Genomic DNA, 16,948 nt, shown 5'->3' with positions numbered 1-16,948 from the left:
TAATTACAATTTTTCGATTGAGCCTCCAGCAGCTTCAATTGCTTTTTGTGCAGTTGCAGAGAAAGCGTGAGCTTTAACTTCAACTTTAGATTTTACCTCACCACGGCCAAGGATCTTAACCAGGTCGTTTTTATGTGCTAAACCATGCTCTTGCAATGTAGCAAAATCAATTGAAGTAAGGCTGAATTTCTCAGCTAATCCTTGTAAAACATCTAAGTTTACACCTACATATTCAACACGGTTAATTGGTTTGAAACCTACTTTAGGTACGCGACGTTGCAATGGCATCTGACCACCTTCAAAACCGATTTTGGTTTTGTGACCAGAACGTGATCCGGCACCTTTATGACCACGAGTGGAAGTACCACCACGACCAGAACCAGTACCACGACCAATTCTCTTACTGTTTTTAGTAGAACCTGATGCAGGTTTTAAATTACTTAAGTTCATTTTTGAAACTTATTGTGCTGCCCTTCGCTTTCACTAATCAGGGACAACGGTTAAACATATACAAAGGTTGCAAATGTAATAGAAAATATTACACTTACAACCTCTGCGAATTATATACTTTCGATGGCAACTAAGTGATTCACTTTTCTTACCATTCCAATGATAGCAGCGTTTGCTTCAACTTCAACAGACTGGTTCATTTTGGTCAAACCTAATGCCTGCATCGTTCTTTTCTGACGTTCGCTTCTGTCAATGATACTTTTTACCTGGGTTATTTTGATCTTAGCCATGTTCTTATCCGTTAAAAACTTTGTTTAAATCAACACCACGCTGTTGTGCTACTGTGTAAGCATCACGCATTTTTGTTAAAGCATCAACAGTTGCTTTTACCACGTTGTGAGGATTTGATGAACCTTTTGATTTTGCTAATACGTTATGTACACCAGCACTCTCTAATACAGCGCGCATTGCACCACCAGCGATAACTCCGGTACCTACTGCAGCTGGCTTGATCAATACAAAACCACCTGAGAATTTACCGATTTGTTCGTGAGGAACAGTACCGTTTAACAAAGGAACCTTTACAAGGTTCTTTTTAGCGTCATCGATACCTTTAGCAATTGCTTCAGTAACCTCTTTCGCCTTACCTAATCCGTAACCTACGATTCCGTTTTCATCTCCAACAACTACGATAGCTGAGAAGCTGAAAGTACGACCACCTTTGGTTACTTTAGCAACACGTTGTATACTAACTAAACGGTCTTTTAATTCGACCTCGCTAGTCTTAACTCTTTTTATATTGATAGTTGACATTCTTCTCTTATTTTCAGATTAAAATACTAAACCAGCTTCGCGGGCACCTTCTGCCAACGACTTTACGCGTCCGTGGTATAAATAGCCATTTCTATCGAAAACAACTTCTTTAATGCCTGCTGCGATTGCTTTTTCAGCTACTAATTTACCAACAGCTACTGATTGCTCAGATTTGTTGCCATTACCAGAAAAATCTTTAGATAATGAAGAAGCTGATACCAATGTGTTTCCAGTTACGTCGTTAATGATCTGCGCATAAATTCCTTTATTGCTTCTATAAACTGATAAACGTGGACGGCTTTCAGAACCTTCTAGTTTTTTTCTGATTCCTTTTTTTATACGATCTCTACGAGATAATTTTTTCCCTGCCATGATGATTATTTTTTAGAAGCTGATTTACCTGCTTTTCTTCTTAACACTTCTCCTACAAACTTGATACCTTTACCTTTGTATGGCTCTGGTGCACGTAATGAGCGGATTTTCGCTGCAACCTGACCGATCAGTTGTTTGTCGATACTCTCTAAAATGATTTTAGGAGTCTGACCTTTTTCTGAAAGGGTAGTTACTTTAATCTCTACCGGCAATTGGAATACATAGTGGTGAGAATATCCTAACACAAGATCCAAAGTATTACCTTCGTTAGTAGCACGGTAACCCACACCTACTAATTCTTGCTGAATTTTATAACCTTCTGTAACACCAACAACCATATTGTTGATCAGTGAACGGTATAAACCGTGCAATGCTTTGTGTCTTTTTTGCTCAGTAGGGCGTAATACTGTAAGTACACCATCTTCCTGACTTACAGTGATCTCTGAATCTACTGCTTGTTGTAATTCTCCTTTAGGGCCTTTTACAGTTACTACGTTAGCAGCATCTACTGTAATGGTTACTCCTGCAGGTACATTAATTGGGGCTTTTCCTATTCTTGACATTTTGTAATCCTCCTTTAATTAATAAACGTGACACAAAACTTCGCCACCAATGTTTAGTCTGGCTGCTTCTTTATCAGTCATCACTCCTTTAGAAGTAGACAAGATAGCGATACCTAAACCGTTCAATACTCTTGGCATATTATCAACGCCTGCATACTGCCTTAAACCTGGTTTGCTGATACGCGCTAATGTGCGGATCGCAGGGATCTTAGTGATCGGGTTGTACTTCAAAGCGATTTTGATCGTTCCCTGAACAGTGTTGTCTTCAAACTTGTAGTTGGCGATGTAACCTTTGTCAAAAAGTACTTTAGTAATTTCCTTTTTAAGATTTGATGCAGGAATTTCTACAATTCTGTGATTTGCCTTGATGGCATTTCTTACCCTTGTAAGATAATCTGCTATTGGATCTGTATTCATTTTTATTGATTTGTGATAGTGGTTTCCTTTCCGAACCATTCGGAGCGACCTTCCATCGGTTAATTTTTCTTTTAAACGTACAACGTTAGCCGCTTCAGCCCTTGGGCGAATCGGCTAACGTAACACGATATTTTTTACCAGCTTGCTTTGGTAACTCCAGGAATTTTTCCTGCTAAGGCCATTTCACGGAAAGTAACCCTTGAAATACCAAAAGTACGCATGTAACCACGAGGGCGGCCAGTCAGCTTGCAACGGTTGTGCAAACGTACAGGTGACGAGTTTTTTGGTAACTTGTCAAGTCCTTCGAAATCACCAGCAGCTTTAAGTTCTGCGCGTTTCTCTGCAAATTTAGCAACCAGCTTCTGGCGCTTTACTTCACGAGCTTTTAAACCTTCTTTTGCCATTATTGCTCTGTATTAGATGTTTGATTCTTAAACGGTAATCCGAATTGTTTTAACAATTCCAATGCTTCAACATCAGTTGTTGCAGTAGTTACAAAGGTAATATCCATACCTAAGATCTTGTTGATCTTGTCGATGTTGATCTCAGGGAAGATGATTTGTTCGGTAATACCCAATGTGTAGTTACCTTTTCCATCAAATCCTTTGTCATTGATACCTTTGAAGTCACGGATACGCGGCAAAGCTACGGAAATTAAACGATCTAAAAACTCAAACATGTTGTTATCACGTAAAGTTACACGTACACCTACCGGCATACCCTTACGTAACTTGAAGTTTGAGATATCTTTTTTAGATTTTGCACCTACTGCCTGCTGACCAGAAATGGTTGTCATCTCTAAGATAGAGCTGTCCATGATCTTCTTGTCAGTTACAGAGAAACGTCCAACACCCTGGTTGATAGCAATCTTCTCTAACTTAGGAACCTGCATTACGCTTTTGTAATTGAACTTGCTTTTCAGGGCAGGAACAACTTCCTCTTTGTATTTAGTCTTTAATCTTGGTATGTAAGTCATTATTTGATCTCCTCTCCTGATTTTTTAGATACCCTAACTAATTTCCCATCAGCGTTAAGCTTTCTGCCAACACGCGTAGTTTTTCCTGATTTAGGATCAATTAACGCAACGTTAGAAATATGAAGAGCAGCCTCTTTTTTAATGATACCACCGTTTGGAGTAGCAGCATTTGGTTTTGTATGTTTAGATACAAGGTTCACACCTTCTACCAGAATTCTACTTTTAGTAATTAATACTGAAAGTACTTTACCTTCCTGGCCTTTTGAATCACCAGCGATAACCTTTACTAAATCTCCTTTACGGATTTTTATCTTTGGTTGAACAGTTACTTTATTTTTCATATTATAATACCTCCGGTGCTAATGATACAATTTTCATGAATTGTTTTTCACGCAGTTCTCTCGCTACCGGGCCAAAAATACGTGTACCACGCGGCTCATCTTGTGCATTCAATAATACTGCTGCATTATCGTCGAAACGAATGTAAGAACCATCCTTACGTCTGATCTCTTTTTTTGTTCTTACCACAACTGCTTTAGAGACAGTTCCTTTTTTAATGTTTCCTGAAGGAAGTGCGCTTTTCACGGTAACAACAATTTTGTCACCAATTGACGCGTACCGTTTTCCGGTTCCACCAAGTACACGAATTACGAGTACTTGTTTTGCGCCGCTATTGTCGGCTACATTGAGTCTTGATTCCTGTTGTACCATGTTATTTAGCCCTCTCTAAAATTTCCACTAATCTCCAGTTCTTGTTTTTACTCAGCGGACGAGTCTCCATGATCAGTACTGTATCTCCAATACCGCAATCGTTTTTCTCGTCATGAGCCATAAATTTGGTAGTTTTTTTTACGAACTTACCATAGATCGGGTGTTTCACTTTACGTTCTACAGCAACAACAACAGATTTATCCATTTTATTGCTTACCACCAACCCGGTTCTTGTTTTTCTTAATTGTCTTTCCATTTCGACCTAAAGTTATTTAGTTTCACTAGCAGACGCTGCTTTACGCTTTGTCAATTCAGTATTTAATCGGGCGATGTCTTTTCTTACCTTAGTGATACGGGTAGGATTCTCTATAGCCGAAATTGTGTGTGCAAATTTTAACTTTACTAAGTTTTCTCTCTCTTCTGCAATCCTGACTACTAGTTCTTCTTGTGAAAGCCCTGTGATTTCTGAGTTCTTCATTTTATTAATTTTTATGTTCTGGGTCTAGCGGTTATAATAACAAGTTACTTACAACATTGACCCCAAAACTCTTTATGCCTCTACGTAATCTCTACGTACTACAAATTTTGTTTGGATAGGTAATTTCTGAGCTGCTAAACGCATTGCTTCTTTGGCAATTTCCAAAGATACGCCTTCTGCTTCAAAAATGATACGTCCTGGTCTCACTACTGCTACCCAGTATTCAGGAGCACCTTTACCTTTACCCATACGTACTTCGGCTGGTTTCTTAGTTACCGGTTTGTCCGGGAAAATTCTAATCCACACCTGGCCTTCACGTTTCATGAAACGAGTTACCGCAATACGGGCTGCCTCTATCTGACGACTGGTAATCCATGTCGCCTCTAAAGATTTAATCCCGAAAGACCCGAATGACAGTTCAGCACCACGTGTTGCTAAACCTTTCATTCTGCCCTTTTGCATCTTTCTGAACTTCGTTCTTTTTGGCTGTAACATCTTATTTTAATATTATCGTTAAACGATCTGTTGACTAATTATTTACGGGGACCTCTGTTTGCAGGGTTACCACCTCTGTTATCTCTTCCTGGACCACCTTGACCCGGACCACCCTGACCTGGACCTCTTCCGCCACGACCGGCACCGCCTTTATTGTCGTTTCTTCTGTCGCCACCGCCACGGTTGTCTCTGTCTCTGCCGCCTGCACCGAAGTTACCTTCAGGTCTGCCACCTTTACCAGGAGCATTGTTTGCAGCGCCAATGTTAGGAGAAAGATCACGTTTACCGTAAACTTCACCTTTACAGATCCATACTTTCACACCGATCTTACCATAAGTAGTCAATGCTTCAGCTAATGCATAGTCAATATCAGCACGGAAAGTATGCAAAGGAATTCTTCCTTCTTTATACTGCTCGTTACGAGCCATCTCAGCACCACCTAAACGGCCTGAAGTCATGATTTTGATACCCTCAGCACCCATACGCATGGTAGAGGCGATTGTAGATTTCATGGCTCTTCTGAATGAGATCCTTGCTTCTAATTGTTTTGCAACACCTTCTGCTACCAGCTGTGCATCAAGCTCAGGACGTTTGATCTCAAAAATGTTAATCTGAATCTCTTTTTTTGTAAGTTTCTTTAACTCTTCTTTGATCTTGTCAACCTCAGCTCCTGCTTTTCCGATAACGATTCCCGGACGGGCAGTGTGGATAGTTACAGTGATACGTTTTAACGTACGTTCGATAACTACTTTAGCTACTCCTCCTTTGGCAATACGCACAGAAAGGTATTTTCTTATTTTTTCGTCCTCAACTAATTTGTCAGCATAGTTGTTGCCACCGAACCAGTTAGAATCCCAACCTCTGATGATTCCCAACCTTGCTCCTATTGGATTTGCTTTTTGTCCCATTTCTACTAATTAGTTTGAGTTTCAACGTTTTTACTATCTACTATCAAAGTCACGTGGTTAGAACGTTTACGTATTCTGTATCCACGGCCTTGAGGTGCTGGTCTCAGTCTTTTCAACTGACGGCCGCCACCAACCATTATAGTTTTCACGTATAATTGGTTTTCTTCAGGGCGAGAACCTTCATTTTTAGTTTCCCAGTTTTTGATCGCTGACAACAGAAGTTTCTCAACTCTGATTGCCGCATCTTTATTGGTGAATTTTAAAATATGTAATGCTTTCTCTACACGCTCACCTCTGATAAGATCTACAACCAAACGCATCTTACGTGGTGAGGTTGGACAATTGTTTAATTTCGCTACTGCTTCCATCTCTTAATTATTTTTTCTTTTCAGAGTGACCCCTAAATGTTCTGGTTGGAGCAAACTCTCCCAGCTTGTGACCAACCATGTTTTCTGTTACGTATACCGGTATGAATTTGTTACCGTTATGCACTGCAAATGTATGATTCACGAAATCTGGTGAAATCATTGATCTGCGAGACCAAGTTTTAATGACAGACTTTTTGCCTGATTCATTCATAGAGATTACTTTCTTCTCTACGTTATGGTCAATGTATGGTCCTTTTTTAATCGAACGTGCCATTATTTCTTCCTTTTCTCTATGATGAAACGATTTGAGTATTTTTTAAGTGTACGGGTCTTAAAGCCTTTAGAATAAACTCCATTCCTTGACCTTGGCTGACCTCCTGATGAGCGACCCTCACCACCACCCATTGGGTGATCGACTGGGTTCATCGCTACCGGACGAGTTCTAGGACGACGTCCTAACCAGCGTTTACGACCTGCTTTACCTAATACTTCATTTGCATGATCCGAATTGGAAACTGCTCCTATTGTTGCTAAACAAGTAGTCAGAATTGATCTAACCTCACCTGAAGGCATTTTCACAGTTGCATATTTACCATCACGTGCTGCTAATTGAGCATAAGCACCTGCACTACGTGCCAATTGTGCTCCACGTCCTGGTTGAATTTCAATGTTATGTACAATTGAACCTAACGGAATGTTAGCTAATTTTAAAGTATTTCCAACTTCTGGAGTTGCTGTATCTCCCGATACTACTTTCTGCCCCACTTGCAATCCTTCCGGTGCAATGATATAACGCTTCTCACCATCTGCATAATGTAATAATGCGATACGTGCTGTACGGTTCGGATCGTATTCAACAGTAGCTACTGTTGCAGGAATATCAAACTTATCACGTTTGAAATCAATCAAACGGTAAGATTTTTTGTGACCACCACCCATGTAGCGCATAGTCATCTTTCCTGTATTGTTACGTCCACCGGATTTCTTAGAAGAAACAACCAATGATTTTTCGGGCTTGGTTGCTGTAATCTCCGAGAAATCAGCCCCAACTCTAAAGCGGGTTCCCGGAGTGACTGGTTTAAATTTTCTTAAGCCCATAGTTATAAATTATTCAATTCTTATTAAATGTTCGCGTAATAATCAATTGTTTCACCTGCTGCCAGAGTTACAATTGCTTTCTTATATTTCGGGCTACGTCCCGTAACCAAACCACCTTTTGTATTTCTTGACTTTAATTTTCCGTTTACAACCATAGTGTTGATTGCAAGAACATTAACGCCATACATTTTTTCGATAGCTTGTTTAATCTGCAGCTTGTTTGCTTTGTGTTCTACTTTGAAAGTGAAGCGGCTGGACTTCTCTGTAAGAGCAGAAGCTTTTTCGGTTAATATTGGTTTCTTTAAAAATTCCATATTACTTGGCAAATGCCTCCTCCAATGTTTTAACAGTATTTGCAGTTAATAAAAGTTTACCGCAGTTTAATACATCATATGTGTTCAACTGATCAGCGGTGATAACTTTCACTTTCTGAATGTTTCTGCTTGATAAATAGATATTGTTATCCTGTGCAGGTAAAACCAATAATGTTTTTTGTCCTGTCAAGCTTAAAGCATTAACCAGGTTTAAATAATTTTTGGTTTTGATCGTATCAAAGCTGAAATCTTCCAAAACAAGGATGTGGTTATCCTGAGCTTTGTATGACAACGCAGATTTACGTGCAAGTGATTTTAATTTTTTGTTCAGTTTGAAACTGTAATCACGTGGCTGAGGACCGAATACACGACCACCACCATTGAACAAAGGAGATTTGATACTACCCGCACGGGCGCCACCAGTTCCTTTTTGTTTATACAATTTACGGGTTGAACCTGCGATTTCGTTACGTTGTTTAGATTTGTGTGTTCCCTGACGTTGGTTAGCCAAATACTGTTTCACATCTAAATAAATTGCGTGATCGCTAGGTGTTACACCAAATACCGACTCAGGAAGCTGCACCTTGGCACCTGTCTCTTTTCCTGAAATGTTTACTACATTAACTTCCATCTGCTTACTTGTCTAAGATTACGTAAGAACCTTTAGCTCCTGGAATGGAACCACTAACTACAACAAGATTTTGATCAGCATAAACTTTCAAAACCTGTAAGTTCTGAATTTTCACTCTGTCTCCACCCATTCTTCCTGCCATACGCATTCCTTTGAATACACGTGCAGGATACGAAGCAGCACCCAATGAACCCGGAGCACGCATTCTGTTATGCTGTCCGTGAGTTTGACCACCAACACCACCAAATCCGTGGCGTTTCACAACACCTTGAAAACCTTTACCTTTCGAAGTTCCCACAACATCAACAAAATCGCCTTCAGCAAAAATATCAACCGTTACAGTATCACCTAAGCTAAGTGATTCCTCAAATGGTTCAAATTCTACCAACTTGCGTTTCGGAGTTGTGTTTGCTTTCGCAAAGTGGCCTTTTAAAGGCTGGGTAGTGTTCTTCGCTTTAGCTTCATCGAAGCCTAACTGTACTGAAACGTAACCGTCTTTCTCTGCGGTTTTTACCTGTGTTACAACACAAGGCCCAGCTTCGATCACCGTACATGGAATGTTTTTTCCATCGGCGTCGAAAATGCTGGTCATTCCTACTTTTTTTCCAATAATACCTGACATTTTCTTTTTTTAATTTAACACCCATCGAAGCAGTAGGGCTTCGTTCAAGGTGGATACACTTCCCGTTAAGGGAGGGCAAAAATAGGAAAGAAATCTTAATTTTCAAATAGTTAGCGAATAAATTTTTCAAATAACTGCTATTATTTTTAAACAAATCAGGTAAAATGCAATTGAAGCTCGTTTTTATCGTATTTGCTTGTGAATCAAAGCAATCTATTTTTTCAGCCCTACCTAAAAATGCAGGAGTTTCATTTTTAAGATATCATTACTAAATTCGTATAAACGAACACTTATGAACAAACTCATTTTATCCCTTCTGACAGCGCTGATGATCAGCTTTTCGGCCGTCGCACAGGTTCCTGTCCCGGCTCCGGCCGCTGCAGATACCACCACCAAAGCCCCGATGACAGACTCGAGCCTCAAAGGCCAGTACCAGTCACTCCTATCCCGTTCCAAAAGTTATTATGGTGCTAAACTCATCAATCCCGCACGTCTGGGCGCTTTTTACAAGAGCGTTGCAGATTCCATCAGGAAAGAACGTTCAGGCAGTAAAACAGCACAAAATAAGATCAAAACCCAGGCACAGTTAATTGACACGCTCAATGGCCAGATCCAAGCCAGGGAAAGCGCACTGGAGGCCGCCAACTCAAAATTTGATGATATTGCTTTTCTCGGAATATCTTTCAGCAAATCTACTTATAATACGATTGTATGGTCAATCATCATCGTTCTGGCACTGGGACTGATATTTGTGATCAGCCGCTCGGCCAGAAACATACAGGAAGCAAAACACCGTACAGAGCTCTACGAAGAAATCTCTAAAGAATACCAGACTTATAAAACCAAGTCTAACGAAAAGGAAAAGAAACTCGCCAGGGAGTTGCAGGATGAGCGCAACAAGCTGGACGACTTAAAAAATAAAGGACTATAAACAAAAAGGCCTCCGGAAATCCGGAGGCCTTTTTGTTTAACGTAAAAAGCTAATTAAACTTTGATTTCTACTTCAACACCGCTAGGTAATTCAAGTTTCATCAATGCATCAACAGTTTTAGAGTTAGAGCTATAAATATCTAACAAACGTTTGTAAGCACATAATTGAAACTGCTCACGTGCTTTTTTGTTCACGTGTGGTGAACGCAAAACTGTGAAGATTTTCTTTTCTGTAGGCAACGGAATTGGTCCGCTAACCACTGCACCTGTAGGTTTTACAGTCTTAACGATTTTCTCAGCAGATTTATCTACTAAGTTGTAATCGTAAGATTTTAACTTAATTCTGATTCTTTGGCTCATGATATTTGTGTTAAGGCTGCCTGTTAGAGCTATTAATAACAGGCGGCCGGTTTATTTTAATACTAATCTATAGATTTGATTCTGCCTTTTGATTTGGCAATAACTTCATCCTGAACGTTTCTTGGAGCCGGATCGTAGTGATCAAATTCCATTGTAGACGTTGCACGGCCTGAAGTGATTGTACGCAGCTGCGTCACGTAACCAAACATCTCAGAAAGAGGTACAGTAGCTTTGATCACTTGTGATCCGTTACGTGTATCCATTCCTAAAAGCTGACCACGACGACGGTTCATGTCACCGATTACATCACCCATGTTTTCTTCAGGAGTAAGGATTTCGATTTTCATGATTGGCTCCATCAATACAGGGTTACATTTTGGTAATGCCTCACGGTATGCCATTTTAGCTGCCAGTTCGAATGACAAGGCATCTGAATCGACTGCGTGGAATGAACCATCAATCAAACGTACTTTCATGTCTGGAAGAGGATATCCGGCTAAAACACCGTTAGCCATAGAAGCTGCAAATCCTTTTTCCACTGAAGGGATAAACTCACGTGGAATAGATCCACCTGTGATTTCGTTTACAAACTGTAAACCACCTTTTTCAAAGTCAGCATCAATTGGAGAGATCACCACCTGGATATCAGCGAATTTACCACGACCACCTGATTGTTTTTTGTAGGTTTCACGGTGTTGTACTGTTCCGTTGATCGCTTCTTTGTAAGCAACCTGTGGAGCACCCTGATTAACTTCTACTTTGAACTCACGTTTTAAACGGTCGATCAGGATATCTAAGTGAAGCTCACCCATACCAGAGATTACAGTCTGACCAGTTTCCTCGTCAGTTTGAACTCTGAATGTAGGATCTTCCTCAGCAAGTTTAGATAATCCCATACCTAATTTATCGATATCAGCCTGAGTTTTAGGCTCGATCGCTAAACCGATAACCGGCTCAGGGAATACCATTGACTCCAGAACGATTGGTTTTTTCTCATCACAAAGTGTATCACCAGTTTTGATATCCTTGAAACCTACAACCGCAGCAATATCACCAGCTCCAACATTAGGAATAGGGTTTTGCTTGTTTGCATGCATCTGGAAGATACGCGAGATACGCTCTTTGTTTTCAGAACGTGCGTTATAAACGTATGAACCTGCTTCAAGGTTACCTGAGTAAACACGGATAAAGCAAAGACGACCTACGAACGGGTCAGTTGCAATTTTAAATGCTAAAGCTGCAAATGGCTCTTTTTCATCAGGTTTACGTAATTCTTCAGCACCAGTTTCGGGGTTAGTACCTACGATACCTTCTGAATCCATTGGTGAAGGCAATAATTCCATCACGTAATCCAGCATCGTCTGCACACCTTTGTTTTTGAAAGATGAACCACATACCATAGGAACGATTGTAGCATCCAGAACTGCTTTACGTAAAGCATCAAGGATTTCACGCTCAGTGATAGAGTTCGGATCTTCGAAGAATTTCTCCATCAAAGACTCATCATAATCAGCTACAGATTCCAGTAATTTCTCTCTCCACTCAGCAACCTCATCAAGCATATCCTCAGGAATTGGCACTTCAGTAAAGGTCATACCTTTATCATGCTCATTCCAAACGATACCACGGTTGTTGATCAAGTCAACCACACCTTTGAAGCTGTCTTCAGCACCGATAGGCAATTGCAGAGGAACTGCGTTACTGCCTAACATACTTTTAACCTGTCCAACAACTTTTAAGAAATCTGCACCTGAACGGTCCATTTTATTTACGAAACCGATACGGGCAACGTTGTAGTTGTTGGCTAAGCGCCAGTTAGTTTCAGATTGAGGCTCAACACCATCAACTGCTGAAAAAAGGAATACCAAACCATCAAGAACACGCAGGGAGCGGTTTACCTCTACGGTAAAATCCACGTGACCCGGAGTATCGATGATGTTGATATGGTAGCTCTGACCTCTGTATTTCCAGCCAACAGTTGTAGCTGCAGAAGTAATAGTGATACCACGTTCCTGCTCTTGTGCCATCCAGTCCATCGTAGCTGCACCTTCGTGCACTTCTCCGATTTTGTGACTTACACCTGCATAATAAAGGATACGCTCTGTAGTAGTAGTCTTACCAGCATCAATGTGCGCAGCAATACCGATGTTTCTTGTATATTTTAAGTCTCTTGACATCTTATGATTTCAATAATTAAAAACGGAAATGTGAGAACGCTTTGTTGGCTTCAGCCATTTTATGCGTATCTTCTTTCTTCTTAACAGCAGCACCTTCACCTTTAGCAGCTGAAACGATTTCTCCTGCTAATTTTTCTTTCATGGTTTTTTCACCACGTCTGCGTGCGTAAGAAATTAACCATTTCATGCCTAAAGCAATCTTACGGTCAGGACGAACTTCTGTAGGAACCTGGAAGTTAGCACCACCCACACGGCGTGATTTAACCTCTACTGCAGGCATTACATTTGTTAAAGCACGTTTCCATACTTCTAAACCGTTCTCACCAGCTTTTTTCTCAGCTAATTCTACTGCATCGTAAAAAATAGAGTAAGCGATGGATTTCTTTCCATCATACATCATATTGTTTACAAATCTCGTTACCTGAACATCGTTAAATTTAGGATCAGGAAGGATAATTCTCTTTTTTGGTTTTGACTTTCTCATTTTCTGTTCCTCCTAATTATTTCTTTTTACCTTTTGTTGGTGCGGCAGCTGCCTGTCCTGGTTTAGGACGTTTAGTACCATATTTTGAACGACGTTGGTTACGACCAGCAACTCCTGAAGTATCTAAAGCTCCACGGATGATGTGATAACGTACACCTGGTAAATCTTTAACACGACCACCACGGATCAATACGATAGAGTGCTCCTGTAAGTTGTGACCTTCTCCAGGAATATAAGCGTTAACTTCTTTTCCATTGGTCAAACGTACACGCGCTACTTTACGCATTGCTGAGTTTGGTTTTTTAGGGGTAGTGGTATATACACGTGTACATACACCTCTTCGCTGTGGACAACTGTCCAACGCCGGAGACTTACTCTTGAACTCCAGTGCTACTCTACCTTTTCTAACTAATTGTTGAATGGTTGGCATTGCTATTTGTTTTTGTTGTTGTTATTTAAAACTTTACCCCTCAATAAGGGACTGCAAAGGTAAGACAATACATTTTATAAATCAAGGGGTTAACAGAGATTTAATGAAAAGTATTCAAATAAAGCTTCTCCACCTTTTTCCGGGCCCAGTCTGTTTTTCTTAAAAATGTAAGGCTCGACTTCAAACTGGGATCATTATTGAAACAGGCAATCTTTATCAGCTTGCCCAGTTCCGGCCAGCCATAATGCCACACCAGTTGTTTCAGAATGAACTCCAGGGTTTTCCCGTGCAGGGGATTGTTGGCTTGTTTTTCTTCTGTCATATGATTTTGCTGCCGCAAAGATAAAAACAATAGCACATTAATGAGGGTTTTGTTCTTAGTTTGTTCGTACTTTGTTCGTCCTTAAACTATAGTCTCACTATCCCTGGTCTATAGTCAGACTATATCATGTTTACCCCATCTCTACCTCAACTTAACCCTAACTTTACCAAATGGGTAAACAAGGAGTAGATTTATAGTAAAGTTAGAGTAGAGATGGGGTAAACATGGTATAGCCCAGGCATAGCTTAACTATAGTGGAAGTATAGCTTTACCACGAACAAACCACGAACAAAGGTACAAGCAAGATATATCTCAGGTGTGATCTGTTGATAATTCATTAGGTTTGTAGTAAATAGAGTAGAATACTCTGATTAGACATAAAATTATGAACTTGAATTTAGGTGATTTCGTTCGTTTTGTAGACGAAAATATAGAGGGTACCATTACCCGCATCATTGATAAAGACACGATTGGCGTAACAGATGCCAATGATTTTGAGATTCCCGTACTTGCTTCAAAAGTGACCTTGGTACATGGCGATATCCCGGAAGACAATGCTGTGGTCAGCAACAGACAGCAGGTTGCCGCGCCGGTAGCAGAATTCAAAAAAGAGGGTGTTTATCTTGCGCTGGTGGCCGATCAGCACAGTGCTGTGGTGGCACACTTTCACCTGGTCAATGAAACTTCCTTCCAGCTGCTGGCGAGCATGACCACAGAAAAGGGAGGCAACTATAAAGGTGAGTTTGCTGCTGCCATTCCGGCGAATAGCACAAAAAGAGTATACTCTGCCAATATGGGCAATATCCAGTTGTGGCCGAAGTTTAAGATTGAGGTCCTCTTCTCTACCGCAGCGAATGTAGAACCTCCTGCAGCACTTGTTTATGAAGAAAATATCAAAGGAAAGGATCTTTCTGTAGCTAAAGTTGAGATTGCCCTGCTCAAACAGAAAGGCTGGCTGATCAGGCTCGACGAACCGGCACCAGTATTGGACATGCAGAAATTAAAAGAGAGATTCCAGTAACCTGGAATCTCTCTTTCATCAATTAAGAATACTATTTCTTCCAGCTGTTATTGGAATCATCAGCATCCGGTAACACATGCTCAGGATCCAGCACTACTGATACTACCTCTTCGGTAGTGTCATAGTTCACCGTCCAGGTTTTATTTCTCATCCAAACATCTACCGGTATCTTGATGATGTCAGTTTTACCACTTGCAGTTTTCACTTCCAGGATTACTGGCATCGGCATTTGCTCCAGATTGGCAATAGCAATATTGTAGCCCTCGATCTTACCATCTTTTTTTGATGGCGTCACCGAAGTTACAGCCTGATCGGTTTTCCAGTTCTCCATAAACCAGCCTCTCCAGAACCAGGAAAGATCTTCACCTGCTCCATTTTCCATCGAACGGAAGAAGTCGAACGGTGTAGGGTGTTTAAAGGCCCACTGTTTGATATAATTTTTAAAAGCATAATCAAAACGGTCTTGTCCCAGCACATAATCGCGCAGGATATTCAATCCCCAGCCTGGTTTGCTATATAGGTTAACTCCTATATTTTGTTCCACCATCGCATCAGGTGTTAACATAATATATTCCCTGTTCGGCTGTGCCATATATTTTGCCGCTTTATGCAAGTCGTCACGTCCGTCTTTGTACTCCCCGTTATTAAATGCCGCAGACGATAAACCATTGATGAAAGTATTGAAGCCTTCATCCATCCAGCCATACTTCCTTTCGTTACTGCCCACGATCATCGGGAACCAGGTATGTCCGAATTCATGATCAATTACTCCCCACACCTGACCTTTTTTAGCTTTCCATCCGCAGAAAACGATACCAGGATATTCCATACCACTGATGTTTGCTGCAATATTTACTGCCATAGGATAAGGGTATTCAAACCATTTGTTGGAATAATGTTCAATCGAAGCCTTTACATATTCTACTCCCCTGCCATAGCTGTCAGCGCCATTGCTTTCAACCGGCTGTGCAGAAACAGCAAGAGATTTTTTACCACTTGGCAGGTTGATCCTTGCGGCATCCAGTACAAACGCTTTGGAAGATGACCAGGCAATATCCCTTGTATTGGACATTTTGAATTTCCAGGTCAGTTTATCCTTTGCAGGACGGGATTTCGGATCAAGCACTTCTTCCGCAGAACGGATCGATACCGTTTTATCGCTTTGCTTTGCCGCATTCCAGCGTTTCAGCTGCTCTGCTGTAAATACCTCCTGCGGGTTGAGTAGTTCTCCGGATCCCATCAGAATATGATTTGCAGGTGTCGTAACACTATAGTTTACATCACCGTATTCACAGTAAAACTCACCGGCACCCCAGTATGGAAGCGTATTCCAGCCCAGTACATCATCGTAAACACTCAGTCTTGGGAACCATTGTGCAATCGTATATATTTCTCCGTTTTGAGTAGTCAGGTGTCCCATTCTGTCAGATCCGTTGATAGGGATAACAAAGGAGAAGTCCATCTTTATCGTCACCACCTCTCCCGACGCAGCCAGAGGCTGGTCAAGACGGATCTGCATCCGAGTATCTTCAGTGATGGACGTAAATTTCACAGGACCTCCTTTTTTAGCAACCGTAAGTCCGCTGATCGTGTATCCACCATTTACCTTTTCTCCGCGGGCACCGTAACGGCTTCCCAGTTTGATCAGTGAGTTACCACGGGAATCCTTGTTGAAAAGATTTTGATCCAGCTGCAGCCAGATGTAAGGCAGTTGATCAGGGCTATTATTTTTGTAGGTGATCGTCACCGTACCGCTTACTGTATTGGTTTTGTCGTCAAGCGTTGCAGCAATATTATAGTCTGCACGGTTTTGCCAGTATTTTGCTCCCGGGTATCCGCTTGCCGAGCGAAATTCATTTCCATTCTGAGTGTAGAACAGCGGACTGAAAGCAGCATGTGGATCATAGTTTCCTGCAGCCGGGGCTTGCTGCGCATTAACGTTGATACCAAATGCAAAAAACACTGCCATAAGGAGTGTTCTCTGAATAAAAGTGTTATTCATTGTTTA

Annotated in this window: 28 protein-coding genes; 2 read left to right on the top strand and 26 right to left on the bottom strand. The window is 41.0% G+C overall.

Annotation, left to right across the window (positions count from 1 at the left end):
- Positions 1–3: 3 nt before the first annotated feature.
- From rplO to rplC, 20 genes are all read right to left on the bottom strand, one after another.
- Positions 4–450, bottom strand: a complete 447-nt coding sequence (gene rplO / locus OQY15_RS07725; protein ID WP_142528361.1) for a 50S ribosomal protein L15 — start codon at positions 448–450, stop codon at positions 4–6.
- A gap of 110 nt (positions 451–560) precedes the next feature.
- Positions 561–740 carry a 50S ribosomal protein L30 gene (gene rpmD / locus OQY15_RS07720; protein WP_041878535.1) on the bottom strand — a complete coding sequence of 60 codons (180 nt, stop codon included), beginning with the start codon at positions 738–740 and terminating at the stop codon, positions 561–563.
- Between the two features lie 4 nt (positions 741–744).
- On the bottom strand, positions 745–1,263 hold the full coding sequence (rpsE, locus tag OQY15_RS07715; protein ID WP_090555282.1) for a 30S ribosomal protein S5: 519 nt from the start codon (positions 1,261–1,263) through the stop codon (positions 745–747).
- Positions 1,264–1,281: 18 nt separating this feature from the next.
- Positions 1,282–1,635 (bottom strand): 50S ribosomal protein L18, encoded by a 354-nt coding sequence (rplR, locus tag OQY15_RS07710; protein ID WP_265789776.1) that lies wholly within the window; start codon positions 1,633–1,635, stop codon positions 1,282–1,284.
- Positions 1,636–1,640: 5 nt separating this feature from the next.
- Positions 1,641–2,198: a 50S ribosomal protein L6 gene (rplF, locus tag OQY15_RS07705; protein ID WP_265789774.1), complete on the bottom strand. Its 558-nt coding sequence runs from the start codon at positions 2,196–2,198 to the stop codon at positions 1,641–1,643.
- 18 nt (positions 2,199–2,216) lie between these two features.
- Complete coding sequence (rpsH, locus tag OQY15_RS07700; RefSeq protein WP_265789772.1) at positions 2,217–2,615, bottom strand: 30S ribosomal protein S8; 399 nt, start codon at positions 2,613–2,615, stop codon at positions 2,217–2,219.
- Positions 2,616–2,749: 134 nt separating this feature from the next.
- On the bottom strand, positions 2,750–3,019 hold the full coding sequence (rpsN, locus tag OQY15_RS07695) for a 30S ribosomal protein S14 (protein WP_265789769.1): 270 nt from the start codon (positions 3,017–3,019) through the stop codon (positions 2,750–2,752).
- Positions 3,019–3,591 carry a 50S ribosomal protein L5 gene (rplE, locus tag OQY15_RS07690; RefSeq protein WP_322973316.1) on the bottom strand — a complete coding sequence of 191 codons (573 nt, stop codon included), beginning with the start codon at positions 3,589–3,591 and terminating at the stop codon, positions 3,019–3,021. Before rplE ends, rpsN begins: the two co-directional genes overlap by 1 nt.
- Positions 3,591–3,932 carry a 50S ribosomal protein L24 gene (rplX, locus tag OQY15_RS07685; RefSeq protein ID WP_037442591.1) on the bottom strand — a complete coding sequence of 114 codons (342 nt, stop codon included), beginning with the start codon at positions 3,930–3,932 and terminating at the stop codon, positions 3,591–3,593. The genes rplE and rplX overlap by 1 nt, the downstream gene beginning before the upstream one ends.
- 1 nt (position 3,933) lies before the next feature.
- On the bottom strand, positions 3,934–4,302 hold the full coding sequence (gene rplN / locus OQY15_RS07680) for a 50S ribosomal protein L14 (protein ID WP_041878524.1): 369 nt from the start codon (positions 4,300–4,302) through the stop codon (positions 3,934–3,936).
- A gap of 1 nt (position 4,303) precedes the next feature.
- Positions 4,304–4,558, bottom strand: a complete 255-nt coding sequence (gene rpsQ / locus OQY15_RS07675; protein WP_037442595.1) for a 30S ribosomal protein S17 — start codon at positions 4,556–4,558, stop codon at positions 4,304–4,306.
- Positions 4,559–4,570: 12 nt separating this feature from the next.
- On the bottom strand, positions 4,571–4,780 hold the full coding sequence (rpmC, locus tag OQY15_RS07670) for a 50S ribosomal protein L29 (protein WP_265789764.1): 210 nt from the start codon (positions 4,778–4,780) through the stop codon (positions 4,571–4,573).
- Positions 4,781–4,852: 72 nt separating this feature from the next.
- On the bottom strand, positions 4,853–5,275 hold the full coding sequence (rplP, locus tag OQY15_RS07665) for a 50S ribosomal protein L16 (RefSeq protein WP_037442599.1): 423 nt from the start codon (positions 5,273–5,275) through the stop codon (positions 4,853–4,855).
- Positions 5,276–5,313: 38 nt separating this feature from the next.
- Entirely contained in the window at positions 5,314–6,183 is an 870-nt protein-coding gene (gene rpsC / locus OQY15_RS07660; RefSeq protein ID WP_265789759.1) for a 30S ribosomal protein S3, read from the bottom strand.
- Positions 6,184–6,188: 5 nt separating this feature from the next.
- Entirely contained in the window at positions 6,189–6,551 is a 363-nt protein-coding gene (rplV, locus tag OQY15_RS07655) for a 50S ribosomal protein L22 (protein WP_012780780.1), read from the bottom strand.
- Positions 6,552–6,558: 7 nt separating this feature from the next.
- Positions 6,559–6,825, bottom strand: coding sequence for a 30S ribosomal protein S19 (rpsS, locus tag OQY15_RS22395; RefSeq protein ID WP_265789754.1), 267 nt, complete (start codon positions 6,823–6,825; stop codon positions 6,559–6,561).
- The gene (gene rplB / locus OQY15_RS07645) at positions 6,825–7,649 is read right to left on the bottom strand and encodes a 50S ribosomal protein L2 (RefSeq protein WP_265789752.1); all 825 of its coding nucleotides are present in this window, start codon (positions 7,647–7,649) and stop codon (positions 6,825–6,827) included. The genes rpsS and rplB overlap by 1 nt, the downstream gene beginning before the upstream one ends.
- A gap of 23 nt (positions 7,650–7,672) precedes the next feature.
- A complete protein-coding gene (rplW, locus tag OQY15_RS07640; RefSeq protein WP_142528370.1) occupies positions 7,673–7,963 on the bottom strand; it encodes a 50S ribosomal protein L23 in 291 nt (96 codons plus the stop codon).
- A 1-nt stretch (position 7,964) separates the two neighbouring features.
- Positions 7,965–8,594, bottom strand: a complete 630-nt coding sequence (gene rplD, locus OQY15_RS07635; RefSeq protein WP_265789747.1) for a 50S ribosomal protein L4 — start codon at positions 8,592–8,594, stop codon at positions 7,965–7,967.
- A gap of 4 nt (positions 8,595–8,598) precedes the next feature.
- Complete coding sequence (gene rplC / locus OQY15_RS07630; RefSeq protein WP_265789745.1) at positions 8,599–9,216, bottom strand: 50S ribosomal protein L3; 618 nt, start codon at positions 9,214–9,216, stop codon at positions 8,599–8,601.
- A gap of 292 nt (positions 9,217–9,508) precedes the next feature.
- On the opposite strand from rplC, the gene OQY15_RS07625 reads away from it, so the two are divergent.
- A complete protein-coding gene (locus OQY15_RS07625; RefSeq protein WP_265789743.1) occupies positions 9,509–10,147 on the top strand; it encodes a hypothetical protein in 639 nt (212 codons plus the stop codon).
- 53 nt (positions 10,148–10,200) lie between these two features.
- On the opposite strand, the gene rpsJ is transcribed toward OQY15_RS07625, so the two are convergent.
- The 5 genes from rpsJ to OQY15_RS07600 form a co-directional block, all read right to left on the bottom strand.
- Positions 10,201–10,506: a 30S ribosomal protein S10 gene (rpsJ, locus tag OQY15_RS07620; RefSeq protein WP_008244591.1), complete on the bottom strand. Its 306-nt coding sequence runs from the start codon at positions 10,504–10,506 to the stop codon at positions 10,201–10,203.
- Between the two features lie 62 nt (positions 10,507–10,568).
- A complete protein-coding gene (gene fusA, locus OQY15_RS07615) occupies positions 10,569–12,683 on the bottom strand; it encodes an elongation factor G (protein ID WP_265789682.1) in 2,115 nt (704 codons plus the stop codon).
- Positions 12,684–12,699: 16 nt separating this feature from the next.
- Positions 12,700–13,167 (bottom strand): 30S ribosomal protein S7, encoded by a 468-nt coding sequence (rpsG, locus tag OQY15_RS07610; protein ID WP_041878496.1) that lies wholly within the window; start codon positions 13,165–13,167, stop codon positions 12,700–12,702.
- A gap of 16 nt (positions 13,168–13,183) precedes the next feature.
- Complete coding sequence (gene rpsL, locus OQY15_RS07605; protein ID WP_109926363.1) at positions 13,184–13,597, bottom strand: 30S ribosomal protein S12; 414 nt, start codon at positions 13,595–13,597, stop codon at positions 13,184–13,186.
- Between the two features lie 100 nt (positions 13,598–13,697).
- Positions 13,698–13,919, bottom strand: coding sequence for a VF530 family protein (locus tag OQY15_RS07600; RefSeq protein ID WP_265789676.1), 222 nt, complete (start codon positions 13,917–13,919; stop codon positions 13,698–13,700).
- Between the two features lie 385 nt (positions 13,920–14,304).
- Here OQY15_RS07600 and OQY15_RS07595 point away from each other — a divergent pair, with 385 nt between their 5' ends.
- Positions 14,305–14,940: a hypothetical protein gene (locus OQY15_RS07595; protein WP_265789674.1), complete on the top strand. Its 636-nt coding sequence runs from the start codon at positions 14,305–14,307 to the stop codon at positions 14,938–14,940.
- A 31-nt stretch (positions 14,941–14,971) separates the two neighbouring features.
- Here the strand turns inward: OQY15_RS07595 and OQY15_RS07590 are convergent, their stop codons facing one another.
- A complete protein-coding gene (locus OQY15_RS07590) occupies positions 14,972–16,942 on the bottom strand; it encodes a M1 family metallopeptidase (RefSeq protein WP_265789671.1) in 1,971 nt (656 codons plus the stop codon).
- Between the last annotated feature and the right edge of the window lie 6 nt (positions 16,943–16,948).

Source organism: Pedobacter sp. MC2016-15 (genome assembly GCF_026239695.1).
Taxonomy (GTDB): domain Bacteria; phylum Bacteroidota; class Bacteroidia; order Sphingobacteriales; family Sphingobacteriaceae; genus Pedobacter.
Note: the sequence above shows the minus strand (reverse complement) of the source record. Positions and strands in the feature narration are given on the sequence as shown.

What these genes read in the sequence shown, in the direction of transcription:
- rplO (WP_142528361.1), bottom strand. Translation starts at nt 450, where the DNA reads ATGAACTTAAGTAATTTAAAACCTGCATCAGGTTCTACTAAAAACAGT.
- rpmD (WP_041878535.1), bottom strand. Translation starts at nt 740, where the DNA reads ATGGCTAAGATCAAAATAACCCAGGTAAAAAGTATCATTGACAGAAGC.
- rpsE (WP_090555282.1), bottom strand. Translation starts at nt 1,263, where the DNA reads ATGTCAACTATCAATATAAAAAGAGTTAAGACTAGCGAGGTCGAATTA.
- rplR (WP_265789776.1), bottom strand. Translation starts at nt 1,635, where the DNA reads ATGGCAGGGAAAAAATTATCTCGTAGAGATCGTATAAAAAAAGGAATC.
- rplF (WP_265789774.1), bottom strand. Translation starts at nt 2,198, where the DNA reads ATGTCAAGAATAGGAAAAGCCCCAATTAATGTACCTGCAGGAGTAACC.
- rpsH (WP_265789772.1), bottom strand. Translation starts at nt 2,615, where the DNA reads ATGAATACAGATCCAATAGCAGATTATCTTACAAGGGTAAGAAATGCC.
- rpsN (WP_265789769.1), bottom strand. Translation starts at nt 3,019, where the DNA reads ATGGCAAAAGAAGGTTTAAAAGCTCGTGAAGTAAAGCGCCAGAAGCTG.
- rplE (WP_322973316.1), bottom strand. Translation starts at nt 3,591, where the DNA reads ATGACTTACATACCAAGATTAAAGACTAAATACAAAGAGGAAGTTGTT.
- rplX (WP_037442591.1), bottom strand. Translation starts at nt 3,932, where the DNA reads ATGAAAAATAAAGTAACTGTTCAACCAAAGATAAAAATCCGTAAAGGA.
- rplN (WP_041878524.1), bottom strand. Translation starts at nt 4,302, where the DNA reads ATGGTACAACAGGAATCAAGACTCAATGTAGCCGACAATAGCGGCGCA.
- rpsQ (WP_037442595.1), bottom strand. Translation starts at nt 4,558, where the DNA reads ATGGAAAGACAATTAAGAAAAACAAGAACCGGGTTGGTGGTAAGCAAT.
- rpmC (WP_265789764.1), bottom strand. Translation starts at nt 4,780, where the DNA reads ATGAAGAACTCAGAAATCACAGGGCTTTCACAAGAAGAACTAGTAGTC.
- rplP (WP_037442599.1), bottom strand. Translation starts at nt 5,275, where the DNA reads ATGTTACAGCCAAAAAGAACGAAGTTCAGAAAGATGCAAAAGGGCAGA.
- rpsC (WP_265789759.1), bottom strand. Translation starts at nt 6,183, where the DNA reads ATGGGACAAAAAGCAAATCCAATAGGAGCAAGGTTGGGAATCATCAGA.
- rplV (WP_012780780.1), bottom strand. Translation starts at nt 6,551, where the DNA reads ATGGAAGCAGTAGCGAAATTAAACAATTGTCCAACCTCACCACGTAAG.
- rpsS (WP_265789754.1), bottom strand. Translation starts at nt 6,825, where the DNA reads ATGGCACGTTCGATTAAAAAAGGACCATACATTGACCATAACGTAGAG.
- rplB (WP_265789752.1), bottom strand. Translation starts at nt 7,649, where the DNA reads ATGGGCTTAAGAAAATTTAAACCAGTCACTCCGGGAACCCGCTTTAGA.
- rplW (WP_142528370.1), bottom strand. Translation starts at nt 7,963, where the DNA reads ATGGAATTTTTAAAGAAACCAATATTAACCGAAAAAGCTTCTGCTCTT.
- rplD (WP_265789747.1), bottom strand. Translation starts at nt 8,594, where the DNA reads ATGGAAGTTAATGTAGTAAACATTTCAGGAAAAGAGACAGGTGCCAAG.
- rplC (WP_265789745.1), bottom strand. Translation starts at nt 9,216, where the DNA reads ATGTCAGGTATTATTGGAAAAAAAGTAGGAATGACCAGCATTTTCGAC.
- OQY15_RS07625 (WP_265789743.1), top strand. Translation starts at nt 9,509, where the DNA reads ATGAACAAACTCATTTTATCCCTTCTGACAGCGCTGATGATCAGCTTT.
- rpsJ (WP_008244591.1), bottom strand. Translation starts at nt 10,506, where the DNA reads ATGAGCCAAAGAATCAGAATTAAGTTAAAATCTTACGATTACAACTTA.
- fusA (WP_265789682.1), bottom strand. Translation starts at nt 12,683, where the DNA reads ATGTCAAGAGACTTAAAATATACAAGAAACATCGGTATTGCTGCGCAC.
- rpsG (WP_041878496.1), bottom strand. Translation starts at nt 13,167, where the DNA reads ATGAGAAAGTCAAAACCAAAAAAGAGAATTATCCTTCCTGATCCTAAA.
- rpsL (WP_109926363.1), bottom strand. Translation starts at nt 13,597, where the DNA reads ATGCCAACCATTCAACAATTAGTTAGAAAAGGTAGAGTAGCACTGGAG.
- OQY15_RS07600 (WP_265789676.1), bottom strand. Translation starts at nt 13,919, where the DNA reads ATGACAGAAGAAAAACAAGCCAACAATCCCCTGCACGGGAAAACCCTG.
- OQY15_RS07595 (WP_265789674.1), top strand. Translation starts at nt 14,305, where the DNA reads ATGAACTTGAATTTAGGTGATTTCGTTCGTTTTGTAGACGAAAATATA.
- OQY15_RS07590 (WP_265789671.1), bottom strand. Translation starts at nt 16,942, where the DNA reads ATGAATAACACTTTTATTCAGAGAACACTCCTTATGGCAGTGTTTTTT.